The organism is Opitutaceae bacterium (genome assembly GCA_041395105.1).
In the GTDB taxonomy this organism is placed as follows: Bacteria; Verrucomicrobiota; Verrucomicrobiia; order Opitutales; family Opitutaceae; genus B12-G4.
The window spans coordinates 894127-906699 of sequence record JAWLBB010000002.1; the positions used below are offsets into that span (position 1 = coordinate 894127).

Annotated in this window: 9 protein-coding genes; 4 read left to right on the plus strand and 5 right to left on the minus strand. The window is 59.0% G+C overall.

The genetic code is table 11. The features are described 5' to 3' along the window. Positions 1-228 precede the first annotated feature (228 nt). The gene (locus R3F07_10605) at positions 229-1611 is read right to left on the minus strand and encodes an endo-1,4-beta-xylanase (GenBank protein ID MEZ5276818.1); all 1383 of its coding nucleotides are present in this window, start codon (positions 1609-1611) and stop codon (positions 229-231) included. A 407-nt stretch (positions 1612-2018) separates the two neighbouring features. On the opposite strand from R3F07_10605, the gene R3F07_10610 reads away from it, so the two are divergent. Both R3F07_10610 and R3F07_10615 read left to right on the plus strand, forming a co-directional pair. After that, positions 2019-8324 (plus strand): RHS repeat-associated core domain-containing protein, encoded by a 6306-nt coding sequence (locus R3F07_10610; protein ID MEZ5276819.1) that lies wholly within the window; start codon positions 2019-2021, stop codon positions 8322-8324. Next, a complete protein-coding gene (locus R3F07_10615; GenBank protein MEZ5276820.1) occupies positions 8321-8815 on the plus strand; it encodes a hypothetical protein in 495 nt (164 codons plus the stop codon). Before R3F07_10610 ends, R3F07_10615 begins: the two co-directional genes overlap by 4 nt. Positions 8816-9136: 321 nt before the next feature. On the opposite strand, the gene R3F07_10620 is transcribed toward R3F07_10615, so the two are convergent. From R3F07_10620 to R3F07_10635, 4 genes are all read right to left on the minus strand, one after another. After that, positions 9137-9550 (minus strand): PIN domain-containing protein, encoded by a 414-nt coding sequence (locus R3F07_10620; protein MEZ5276821.1) that lies wholly within the window; start codon positions 9548-9550, stop codon positions 9137-9139. After that, a complete protein-coding gene (locus R3F07_10625; protein MEZ5276822.1) occupies positions 9540-9770 on the minus strand; it encodes a hypothetical protein in 231 nt (76 codons plus the stop codon). Before R3F07_10625 ends, R3F07_10620 begins: the two co-directional genes overlap by 11 nt. A gap of 199 nt (positions 9771-9969) precedes the next feature. Beyond that, a complete protein-coding gene (locus tag R3F07_10630; GenBank protein ID MEZ5276823.1) occupies positions 9970-10371 on the minus strand; it encodes a type II toxin-antitoxin system VapC family toxin in 402 nt (133 codons plus the stop codon). After that, complete coding sequence (locus tag R3F07_10635) at positions 10368-10601, minus strand: hypothetical protein (GenBank protein MEZ5276824.1); 234 nt, start codon at positions 10599-10601, stop codon at positions 10368-10370. The genes R3F07_10630 and R3F07_10635 overlap by 4 nt, the downstream gene beginning before the upstream one ends. 734 nt (positions 10602-11335) lie before the next feature. Here R3F07_10635 and R3F07_10640 point away from each other — a divergent pair. Beyond that, a complete protein-coding gene (locus tag R3F07_10640) occupies positions 11336-11794 on the plus strand; it encodes an acyltransferase (protein ID MEZ5276825.1) in 459 nt (152 codons plus the stop codon). Positions 11795-11946: 152 nt separating this feature from the next. Beyond that, entirely contained in the window at positions 11947-12324 is a 378-nt protein-coding gene (locus R3F07_10645) for a GxxExxY protein (GenBank protein ID MEZ5276826.1), read from the plus strand. Positions 12325-12573 lie beyond the last annotated feature (249 nt).

Below are 12573 nucleotides of genomic sequence, written 5' to 3' on the forward strand. Positions count from 1 at the left end.
CAAAGCCGCTAATCCCCCCCGAAAGTCGCGCCCTCCGTTTCATTCGTTCTCCCGACATCTTCGAGCCGGGATTTCGCCAGGCTCAACTTAAGCGAAGCGGGTGTTTATCCCCTCCGAAAGTTGCGCCCTCCGACACTGACCTCTGTCCTCAGACCTCTCCTTCAAAGCCTCTTTCCCTCCTCCCTCCACCGCCCACCTCGTCCCGGCGTATTGAAGAGAAGCCGGACGTCACATCTCGAACTGCCAGGTATTCTCACCTCCGCGCTCGAGATGGATTTCCATGCTCTTTGCGTCGCCTCCCGGAAGAACGACCTCAACCCGGTAACGTCCGTGGAAGCCACTGAACTCGACCGCCCCGGTTGAGTCCGTGACCAGATCAACCTCCCTCGTCATCCAATCATCCCGGATGAGCTTCTTCAGAAGACGGTAGGCGGGCTTCGGATTGAGGTTCTCATCGACCAGCCCGCCGCCTTCAAGCCAGGTGTCACGGTCGGAGAAACTCCACCAATTGATCGAAGCAACCGCCGGATGTCCGAATGCCTGGGTGTAGATCTCCTCGGCAAACTCCGCCTGTGCCTCCTGCGTCCAGGTCCCGCTGCGCCAGCCTTCGATCGGTTTCCCTGCCGATTGCGGTATGAATTCGGTGATATGCAGCGGCAGTCCGAATCTCGCCAGATCGTCGAGCGCCTCTTTGAACTGGGAAGGGGAAAACCACATTTCGCGCGGTTCATGGGCCTGAATCCCGATACCCCTGACCGGCACGCCTCGATCCAGAAGTATCCCAAGCAACTCGCAAAACTTCGCGCGTACCTCGGGCCGGGCGATCATGAAGAACTCGTTCAGGATGAAATTGCCCTCAGGATTGGCCTCGGCGGCGTTCCGGAAGGCCCGCTCAACCCAGGGAACGATCTCGCCGACCTGGACCTGACTCACGTGATAGCGCTTTCCTGAAGCGATCTCCCAGTCGGTGTTGGCGGGATCGAGCATTGCCGTCTCCCACGGGACAGTCGTTACGGGTTCATTCACGACATCCCACATATCGATACGCCCCTGCCAACCTCCGACCAGATTACGAATTCGCGCGTCGAGCAAGGAAGTCGCCGCCTCATCCGGCAATGCCAGCAGCCAGTTCGGGGTACCGGCCGGATGCGTCCAAGCTAACGGGTGTCCTTTCACGGTGAGATTCTGCTGAACGCACCAGGAAAGAAAGCCATCGAGCTCCTGCCATTGGGGACGTCCCTGCTCCGGCTCATACCCGGCCCAATAAACCTTCACAATCGTGAAGTTGAAGAGGTCGACAAAGAGTTCTCTGAAACGTGCAGCCTCATCCGGACTGAATTTCGGAGACAGCGCTCCGTCGCTGAGCGCCCCAAACAGGAAATCCTGCGAGATCTGATCGACCCTCACCCGGGCACCTGCGATCGGTCTCATTTCTTCATCGTGAAAAGACAGTCCGGCCACGCTCTTCCTCACGTTCTCAATATTCATGCGAGCCTCTCCCAATATCTGATCCTCAACCACCGGGTCGTAGGTCGCGGACGACCGGGTCTGGCCCGAGGATGGATGCACCATGGCACTGAAGCCCATGGAGACAACGATCAGCTTCATCATCCGAAATCCAGACATCCGTAAGAGAAGTCCATCGTGACCAACCGACTCACGGAAGCCAATCCAATTCAAATCCGTACTCCATCGACCAGCGGCAAAGCCGCCAATCTCCTCCGAAGGTCGCGCCCTCTGAAATCTGACCTCAGATCTCAGACCGCTGACCTCTTCTTCAAAGTCTCCGCCCTTCGTCCTCCGTCCACCAGCGGCCATGCCGCTCCTCCCTCGCCTGACCACCGACCTCCGACCTCAGACCGCTGACCTCTTCCCAAAACAGTCTACCCTCCCCAATCCCACCTCCACGAAGACCCGCACTTCAGTGAAAACCCTGACCAAGGCATCGCGATCACCCCGATCGATGCGTTCCCGGGTCACCTTCCGATTGACCCGACCCGTATCCATGTAAACCTGCCATGATGGCTCGGGCGAAGCGGATTCACATCCTGGCAGTTCTCATCGCCCAGTCCGCAACCCGCCTCCTTGGTCAGGCCACCGATTGCCAGACCCCGGTTCTCTACGCCACCAACATCATCTGCGAGAGCACTTTTCTACCGCTTGAGCTGCAGGGGTTTTCCGAATACACGCAGCCGACGGATCCGGATGAGGCACCCCGCAAGTATCTGGTCGAACGCTGGTCCGGAGTTCGAACACTGCATCATGTCCACAGCGGGGGTTCCTTCGTTCAGGACCTGGCCTTCAGCGGTGAATGGCGCTTCGAGGCCACCACCCCCGCCGATCAATCGACCAAGACGATCGACTACCATATCCTGCGCTACGCGACCGGCACGACCGAAACCGGTTCCTGTACAAGCCTTCGCACCGGCATCAACGGCCTCCCCGGCGGAAACTGCGGTTCCGATTACTGCGGCGAGTTCACCGTCAACGCGACGACGCGCGGTTTCAGTCCGACCCCATCAGGTTCAAGCTGCGCCAATGGGTTCGGCTATTACTGGACATCCGAGGACACCGTATTCGAGGAACTGCTGGAACAGGATACTGAGGAAAACGCCATGGTCCGGGCCGAAGCCCTGGCCACCACGGGAACCTCAAGCCATTCGTTCGCCAACGACTTCGAGCGAAACTGGGACCCGTTCGACCGCACCAGGCCAGTACCCTTCCACGCCCAAAAGGTCCGGTTCTTTGCCCTCTTCCCACCGACCTGTCCGGGCACCTACACCGTCGTCTATCTCTACCACCGCTGGGCCATCGGTGAAGAACGCCCTGAAGAGCCAAACCACGCCGTGTCGGATACCGTTGAATTCTCCGATTGGAGCTCACGAGCCCCGGGCCCGACCGATTGGATCGAGATCCCTCTCGAGAAGGGTATGAACATGGAGATCGCAGGCGCCCTCATCTACGGATCCTGCGACTCCCCAACCACCGGTTTAGCCTCCGACCGCCTGCCCGACGTCGACTTCAATGTTCCACTGGGCGCCGACCCCGCCGGTAACCCCTATGGCTTGCTCACCATGCGCTCGCCCACTGTAGATCCCGCCCTCGGCGACGCCGGTTCCTTGCAGGTCGTCAATCCCAACCCCGCCAATGTCCAGGTCGACCGGGATACCGACGGCAGGATCCGCTCAGTCCGAACGCCCGGGCGCATCACCACCGTGACGCCCCTCGGCACGGATCGGTTCCGCATTGATCACTACAGAGGCGCGTCCGAAGTTCCCGAACCGGGCACAGAGGCATCCTCCACCCAGGAGGTCTCGTTTGCCGAGGGCGAGGAAAGCCGATCCCTGCGGATCACCGAGGAAAGCTCCGGACGGACGACCATCCGGGAATACCGCGAACTTCTTTCGGACGGACAGATGGAACTGGTCGAGGGAGACGGCCTGCGGTGGGAAGGTCTTGAGCGGTCAGTTGCCGAAGACGGCGTTGTCACCGAGACCTATTCCACTTTCGACCTTGAGGGAAACCTCGTATCCAGAAGACTGGAACGCTTCCGGGAGTTTCCCTGGGGACGCTCGCTCGTGGAAACAGTGGCCGATCCGGATGGCGACGCCCTCACCGCCACCATCGCCTATTATGACGACCCTTTGTCGGACGGAGCCGCCTTCGGCCAGATCCGTCTGCGGACCGATCCGACCGGCCATTGGTTCCGCTACGAATACAACGACGAAGGCAGAATCAGCCGCCTGGTCGAACCGTTCCTCAATGCACCCCCGGATGCCGCCCTCACCGATTCCATCGAACGCAGGTTCACCTACGCCTCCATCCCCGATCTTGACGGCGATGGCTCCGAGGAGCTTCTCGAAACGATCGAGACCCGGGTCAAGGATCGGCTCACCGGCCGAAGCTTCACGATCAAACTCTCCGATACCGGCAGCACGGACGGCCAGCCGACCCGGGAATCGTGGGAGATGATTGCCACCGGGTCCGAAGCCGATTGGGACGATCCGTCGAACCTCAAGACCGTGCGAACAACCATCGACGATGGCCCCTTCATCGGTCGGGAGATTGAGGTCCGCTATCCGGATGGGCTCCTTGTCGTCAATCACTACAGCCAATCCGGCGGCCTTCTCACTGTCACCACAGAGGTGGGAACAGATCCCGATGAAGAGGGACATCCGGAGACAGGGACCCTCACTGTCCGGACCACCGATCAGGAGGGAAACCTGCTGGTGGAGGAGGCACGCGATATCGCAACCGGCACCCTGACCTTCCGGCGCACGGCGACTGCAACCGATTCTCTCGGCCGGCCCATCCGATTCGAGTTCCTTGACGGCAGCAGCGAAACCATGACCTACAACTGCTGTGGCCCGAGCGTCACAACCGATCCGAACGGCCTGTCTGTTTACCATGAATACGACGTCCTCGGCCGTGTCTCCGCACGAACCTCGGCCGGCATCCGCACGGAGTATGACTACGATGCCGACAATCGGGTGATTGCCCGACGAACGATTGATCCTGTCGGAGAGAACGAAAGCACTCTCCTCAGCCGGTTCGATCACGCCGGGCGCCCCAGGGTCCGGGTCGACGCCGAGGGCCGGGAGCAGACGACCGCCTACTCCGTCCTGGAGGACGGAAGCCGGGTCGAGCTTGTCACCCATCGGGATGGATCGACATCCCGGACGGTCAAAGCACGCGATGGACGCCCGATCCGGGTTGACGGTACCCGCCAGAACCCGAAGCGTTTTGACTACGGTGTCGGCGAGAAGGGCTTCTTCTCCCGCGAAATCCGCATCGGCGAAGACGACGCCGAAACCGAATGGATCACCACCTGGTTCGATTTCGCCGCCCGACCCTACCTCGTCGAATACGCGGACGGTTCGCGGGAGACGCGGGGCTACGACGGCAAAGGGAACCTCATCGCATTGACCGACCGTGACGGTGTCCGCACCCTCTTTGACTCCGACCCGGCTGGATTCGTCTCCATCGTTGCCATCGATCAGAATGGAAACGGGCAGATCGACTTCGCAGGTTCCGACCGGGTAACCCGAACCACCCGCTCCTACCTGGCTGAAGAGAGCCAGGCCATCGAGCGGACCACGGTCGAACGATGGACGCAAACGGGAGAGGATTCGCCGGAGGTGGTGCAGGTCTCCGATCGATGGCTCACGCAACGCAAGGAGAGAACCACGATCGGTGATCACGTCACCGTGTCCCTCACTCAACTGCAGCCCAATGGCGATCTACTGATCACCCGGACGGCGACCGACGCCCCCACCCTTCGCACCACCTGGCGGGACGGAAATCAGGTGCGGCAACAGGTGATCGGCGCCGAGGCCAAGGTCTTGCGCGAGATCCGCTATGACTACGACGGGATTGGGCGAATGGTTGAAATGGTCGATTCCCAAGCCGGGTCAGCCACCGCCGGATACGACCGGGACAACCGTCTGACGACGATCGCCCATACCGTGGTCGAGCCGGACGATTCATTGAGCACCCGGACAACCCGTTATGAGTACGACATCGAGGGACGTCCGATCCGGATCATCCTGCCCGAAGGCTCGACCGAGACCCGCTCCTATAACAGTCTGGGCAACCTGGAGCGGCTCGAGGCGCCACGCCAGCCCTTGATCGAGCTTCAACACGATTCACAGGGGCGGCGCACCGCAATCCGCACGACACTATCCGATTCCGGTGACACCGCGACCACACGTTGGCAGATCGATCCCTCCACCGGGCGACCGACCTCCAGGGAATTCCCCGACGAAACCTTCCTCAAGACTGAGACATCCCCAGCCGGTCGACCATCCGTTCGGACAAAGGCGGACGGCGAAACCATCACCCTGAGCCGTGACTCGTCCGCCAATCTCCTCTCCATCGCCTACTCCGACCAGACACCGGACGTCGTCATCGCCCGCGACCGACTAGGCCGCGCCATGACCATCACCGATGCCCTCGGAACGGTCGAACTGACCTACGACGGTCTGGATCAGATCGTCAACGAAGCCCGCTCGCTTGACGGGCAACACGAAGCCGCACTCAGTCGGGACTTCGATGCGGTCGGCAGACCCACCGCCCTGCGCCTTGAGCTGGACGAAGCCAGGATTCTGGATACCACACTGGACTACGATCCGGAAGGGCGCGTTCAGGAGATCGTTCATCAGGGCAGTCCGATCGGGTTTATCCGGGACGAGCACGGACGAGTCATTTCAATAACGGTTCTCACGGATACTGGCCCCGGGCCACGGCTCGGGATCAAGCGCAACGGCTTCGGCGAGGTGCTCGCCGTCACCACCTCACTTTCGGACACCGGGTCCACCACCCTCACCACCGTGGAGCGCGACCCGTCGGGGCGCATCACCTCCCGGACCTCACCATTCCGGGAGGAATGGACAATGGGCAACGACACCAGGGGTTGGCTCTCCCAGGCGACCCGAAGACTCAGCGACGGAACCGAATTAACAACCCGCTACGAACGGGATGAGGCAGGCAACCTCACACGTCAGATCACCGGGGAATCCGCACAACTGGAGGAATCGGCAAACCACCTGAATCAATTGGTCACGCGACAGGTTCCCGACGCCCACAGGATCGAAGGAACGGCCCACCCAGATGCCATCGTCTCAGTCAACCGGACCCGCGTCGAACGTCAGGACTCGGAATTCCGGATCTCCATTCCTGTCGATCCCGCCGAGGCTCCGATTTGGCAGGAAATCGAGGTTATCGCGGTATTGCCCGAGGCCGGTCCCGAACATCAGGACGCGGTCAGCACCACCCACCTGCATCGATTCACTCCCGGAGCCCCGGAGACCTTCGATTACGACGACGACGGGCGACTCATCCGGGACGGACGCTGGGACTATCAATGGGACGCCGAAGATCGGCTCACCGCCATGCAGACCCGGGAGGACGTCTTCAAGGCGATCGAAGACCCCACCTTTCCTCAGACCAGACTCGAGTTTGCCTACGATTCCCTGAACCGTCGTATCCGGAAGCGTGTCTCGGAACGTCCGTCGACTGACGCAACCTGGGACATCCGGGCGGAAACCGGATTCGTTTACGATGGCTGGAAACTGGTGGCCGAACTGGACCTCCTCGACGCCTCAAGCATTATCCGGTCCTACGCCTGGGGAGAAGACCTGAGCGGCTCCCTCGATGGCGCCCACGGCGTGGGCGGTCTCGTCCTGATCCACGATCACCAGAGCAACACGAGCTTCATGGTCTGCTCCGACCCGATGGGCAACATCGTCGCACTGGTCGACACGGAAACCGGCGAAGTTGCCGGACGATACGAATATGCCCCCTATGGCGAAATCCTCCGATCCTCCGGCATCCCCGCAAGCAACAACCCGATCCGCTTCAGTTCCCGCTACCAGGACGACGAAACCGGCCTGGTCTATTTCGGGCGGCGCTACTATTCCCCGGCAACGGGACGCTGGCTCTCCCGCGACCCACTCGGTGAAGATGCCGGCCCCAATCTCTACGCCTACGCGGAAAACGATCCCGTCAACCAAATCGACCCCATCGGCGAAAACGTCTACGCCGTCACCCGTCCCCTTAGGACTACAGGCCTCGGTTGGGCATCGCCCGCCCTTGTCCACGTCTACTTGGCCTTCGACAACGTCGGAGTCGACAAAGCCCGCTGGGCGAACGAGGTTCAGCGTCTCAATCAGGGATCAGGTCTCATAGACCCAAGTTCGAACCTTCCTTACTCGGCAAACCCTAACGCTACACAAACGTTTTCCTTTCATCCGGATTCGATTCGTTCCGGGGACACCAGATTGAACCGACTCTGGACGGCCACTACAGAGAGTTCATATGTTGCCTACAACGACCGATCGGATGTTGATCCCTTCGATTTGAGATCATCTACTGGCTCAGATGTCCGTGCCTATCGCATCCCGGTACGAGACACCGTAGAACAGGTTCGCCTCTACCAGGCAGCCATCGCATCGAGAAACATCAACAACTACCACCCCGAAACCTTCCACCCCGCTCTCTACGCATTCACCCGATTCAACTGCGGTTCCTGGGTTCAACACATCCTGGAATCCAACGGTCATTCCTTTCCGCTTGAATACCGGATGGGCGGACTGACCAACCTTGGGGTCGGCTCTGATTATCACATGGGTAAACCCATGCGCGATTTCACCGATTTTTATGATGGGAACTTCGAGTTCTTCGAGGCAGCGCGCTCGACCCTTCAAAACATGGGCGCCAGTATCGACATCCTTCAACGGTCCATTTCCAAGAGCCCAAAGTTCCCAGGAGGAATCGATTCATCCGACCTAAGCCAGCATCTCATGCTCCACCCGTTCATCCAATGATCAGTCGTCTGAAAGTAGCAACCACGGCAATGGCCGTCCTCTGCCTCATTCTTGGTTGCCGAAGCGGGAAGGTCATTCGGGAGGACTTCGCTAATCTCCAGCGGGTTGAAATCGCAGAGGCCGGAATATCGTTCCTCTTCCCACCCGATCATTCGAAGCTCGCTCTTCAACTCCCAAATGGGATGTCTGCATACCTGAATCCTGTGGATGAATACCCAGAACTCGGTCAGGATGCACGAGCGATGATGAAGATCTATTTCAAAAGGGATTCAGTACCTCCGTTCGATCTCTCGGAGTTGGACAGGTTGACAGGCGGACATGGTCCCGATGCACCTTGGGCGGTTTTCAGAAGGGTAATCCAATGTGACCCGTCAGAATACTGGCACCTAGAAATCGATGTCGGACGTTACTCCATTGACGGACACGAATACTTCGAAGAGGACATTGAAATCGCCAAGCGGATTCTCGAATCGGTCGAGTGTCTGCCATAGACGCAGCGGCGTCCGCTTGATCGGATTCAGGGGAGACTTCCCCTAGACCGCGCCTAAGCCGTTCCCGGCCTGATAACAAGGAGCGATCTCGTCCCGGCATACTGACAAGAAGCCGGACGACCTCCGACCACCAGCGGCGAAGCCGCACCCTCCGACCTCCGACCTCCGACCTCGGGTCGCTGACCTCTTCCCCTCCACCGTCCACAGTCCACAGTCGACCGTCCACCAGCGGCAAAGCCGCAAATCCCCTCCGAAAGCCGCGCCCTCCGCCGACCAGCGGAATAGCCGCTGCCCAGGCGTAGCATCACGGGGACTGACGTCCTACAGATACGGATTCACGACCCGGACCGACCCGAAGACCTGACCATGATTCAGATCCTCGGAGTAGACCACCCGGGATCCCAACCGGCCGGCCGCCACCAGGATGGCGGAATCCCAGTAAGAAATCCGATTCCTGATGGATCCGAGGACTCCCTCCATGACCAGATCCGCATCCGTGACCACAACGGGCAAGCGGCTCAGTTTTTCGACGAACACGGCAGCCTTGCCCGGTTCGAGAGGTGTTTCCAGCTTGCGGGTGACGGTGACAAAGAACTCCTGCAGAACCTGCGCGGACACCCCGAAGTCGAGTGACTCCATGAGATCCAGGCTGATCTCACGCTTGCGGACGTTCTCCGGGTCCGAATCGACCGAATAGACCAGGATATTGGTATCCAGGAAAAACTCAGCGATCATGCAGGTTCTCCCGACTCCAGCGACTGGAACCAATCCGGGCATCCGAGTTCCGACTCAGTGCGACCAATTCGCGCCGCATTTCAGCCCGGCGATCCCCCGTCTTCGCCAGATCCGCCAGGAACTCCCGAACCAACGAATTGACGGAAGTCGCCCGTTCAGCCGCCACCCGGCGAGCGATCTCGAGATCCTTTTCCTCAACCCGCAATGTCAGATTCTTCATAATGCACACATTACGTGCATTACGTGCACAGTCAACCCCATCTCAAGCCACACGGACCCAATGAATAAGGGAATGCCCCCTAAGTGAATTCGTCCGCCTGCCCCTCTCACCCTTACCCCTTACCACTTCCCCAAAGCCGTCCACCGTCCTCCGTCCACTTCCCACCGACAACCGCCCACCAGCGGCAAAGCCGCTCCCCTTACGTCTCGGCATCGAGAGTCTCCACTCCTGGATAGACCAGTATCCGGCGATCTGCAGTCATCAGTTTCAACTCATGCTCACGCGCCGTGGCCACAATCAGGCGATCCGCAGGATCCTTGTGGAACTCACCGGGCAACTGATAGGCCCCGATGGCGATGGGATGGGAGATTTCGATCGTTGACGCCTGCAGTGCCTCCAGAGAATCCCTGATCCAAAGATCGAGCGGGCCCTTCAACTCAATCAATCCGATCGCCGCCAGGCGCGCAATTTCGAGAGTCGAAATGGTCGAAACATAGATCGATCGGTCGTTCCGGAGAAGCTCCCGCCGGGCCAGATCGCCGATCCGATCCGGTGATTCCTGGGACCAGATCCAGACGTGGGTATCCAGAAGCAGATTCACACCTTGGATTCCCATTCCGCGTCAAAATCCGCGCCGACGATATCACCCCGGATCACCATTTGTCCCTGAAGCACTCCCAGACGACGCGGTGGCGGATCATCGAAGACCGGTTCAATTCTCGCCAGAGCCCGCCCCCGACGGGTCACAAGAATGGGCTCCCGGGTGCGTTGCGCCTCCTTCAGAGCCGCAATGCACTTTGCCTTAAACTCCGAAATCACCATCGTTTTCATGATCCAATCATACCAGGTCATCCGACCAGGTCAACTCAGATTCCACTTTCCACCTTCCTCTGACATCTGACCTCAGACCTCTTCTTCAAAGCCTCTTCCCCAAAGTCCACCGACCTTCGACCTGCGACTTTCAGACGTTCGACAAGGCCACTGCCATCCGACCTCCGACCTCTTCTCTAGAGCCTCTTCTTCAATTCCCCTCCCGTCCACCTCGTCCCGGCGTATTGAAAAGAAGCCGGACGTCCACAGTCCTCCGTCCTCCGTCAGTCCACACCCATCTTCCATCTCCCATCTCCCATCTTCGCAGATGTCACACATCTGCCCATCTACCTAAGGTTTACCCTTAAGGGCCGATCCTGCCCACCCCTGACGAAGGAAAGCTCGCGCCTGGTTTCATTTTATTTTGAAATAAACACGCTCGATCGGTCAGCCGCCTGTAAAATGCGCCGATTAAGCAGATACCACACGGAGAGCCATTGGCCGACCTGACGGAACCAGAGAGCAAGAACGATAAGGGAGACGTTCAAGCCACGAGGCGCGTCTCCAGTGGCGGCAGCATGCCCGAAAGTGGGGCTGGGAAGAGGTCAGAGATCAGATTTCAGAGGTCAGCTCCCATGAAGCAGCGCCCTCCGGTGCCATAACAGTCAACCAGCCCCCAAGGCCTGCGTGACAGACCCCATCTTCCATCTGCCATCTGCCATCTGCCATCTCCGCGAGCGCCGCTCGCCTCTCCCATGCCCTCCCCTCGCATCCTCAAATCCGGCATCGTCAACGTCACCTTCGGTGAGAACGTGACCGTCATCGAGCCGGCCAATCTTTACGGCTGCACGATCGGCGACGACTGTTTCATCGGTCCCTTCGTGGAGATCCAGCGGCGCGTGACCGTCGGCGCCCGCACCCGGGTCCAGTCCCACGCCTTCATCTGCGAGCTGGTTACCATCGGCTCCGACTGCTTCATCTCGCACGGGGCCATGTTCATCAACGACCTCTTCGCGACGGGTGGCCCCGCCAAAGGCCGGGAAGACCTCTGGAAAGGCACCACGATCGGCAACCACGTCAGCATCGGGACCAATTCGACAATCCTTCCGGTCAGCATCTGCGACCACGTCGTCATCGGCGCCGGCAGTGTGGTCACGAAAAACATCACCGAACCCGGAATCTACGCGGGAAATCCCGTCAGGAAGCTCCGGTAACCGGAGAGAAGACTTTCCACCCACGAATCTACACGAATCGTCACAAATATCCGGAACCGGACTTTCCAGACTCCCGCAGACTCAATTCGTGGAGATTAGTAGTGCCAATTCGTGGGCAACAGAATATACCTAAGCACCTCGTCTGACTATCAATGCCAGACCTGATTCACGGACAAGACGTATACGATATCATTGGCTGCGCCTTCGAAGTCTACAACGAGATGGGATCTGGTTTCCTTGAAGCCGTCTACCAGGAATGCATGGAGATCGAACTGACAGACCGGCAGATCCTTTTTGAACCACAGAAGCAACTACAGCTGAAATACAAGGACCACGTTCTACAAAAAGAATACATCCCCGACCTGGTCATCCGAAACAGGATCATCGTGGAACTGAAAGCCGAAGACAAACTGCTTCCAAAGCATGAAGCCCAACTTATCAACTACCTCGAGGCCACAAAACTCAAAGTAGGTGTCCTCATCAATTTCGGAGCCCACCCAATGCTGGAATGGAAACGCTTGGTCAACTAGGACTTTCGCCCACTAATCTACACGAATCGACACGAATCCAAGCCCGATACATTCAGAATCTATGAGTGTAATCCATTGATCGAATCTCCATAAGAATCTCGCCCTACTTCTTCTCACCCAAGTTTCCGAAATCATTAGTGGAGATTCGTGCAGATTCGTGGGCCAGAATCCCACAGGAAACTCATCCCGACAACCTCTCCTTCTACCCCGTTTCATTCGTGCCCATTCGTGTAGATTCGTGGGCCAAAA

Bases quoted from the DNA above. Each gene is read 5' to 3' on its own strand.
- R3F07_10605 (MEZ5276818.1), bottom strand. From the start codon at position 1,611: ATGATGAAGCTGATCGTTGTCTCCATGGGCTTCAGTGCCATGGTGCAT.
- R3F07_10610 (MEZ5276819.1), top strand. From the start codon at position 2,019: ATGATGGCTCGGGCGAAGCGGATTCACATCCTGGCAGTTCTCATCGCC.
- R3F07_10615 (MEZ5276820.1), top strand. From the start codon at position 8,321: ATGATCAGTCGTCTGAAAGTAGCAACCACGGCAATGGCCGTCCTCTGC.
- R3F07_10620 (MEZ5276821.1), bottom strand. From the start codon at position 9,550: ATGATCGCTGAGTTTTTCCTGGATACCAATATCCTGGTCTATTCGGTC.
- R3F07_10625 (MEZ5276822.1), bottom strand. From the start codon at position 9,770: ATGAAGAATCTGACATTGCGGGTTGAGGAAAAGGATCTCGAGATCGCT.
- R3F07_10635 (MEZ5276824.1), bottom strand. From the start codon at position 10,601: ATGAAAACGATGGTGATTTCGGAGTTTAAGGCAAAGTGCATTGCGGCT.
- R3F07_10640 (MEZ5276825.1), top strand. From the start codon at position 11,336: ATGCCCTCCCCTCGCATCCTCAAATCCGGCATCGTCAACGTCACCTTC.
- R3F07_10645 (MEZ5276826.1), top strand. From the start codon at position 11,947: ATGCCAGACCTGATTCACGGACAAGACGTATACGATATCATTGGCTGC.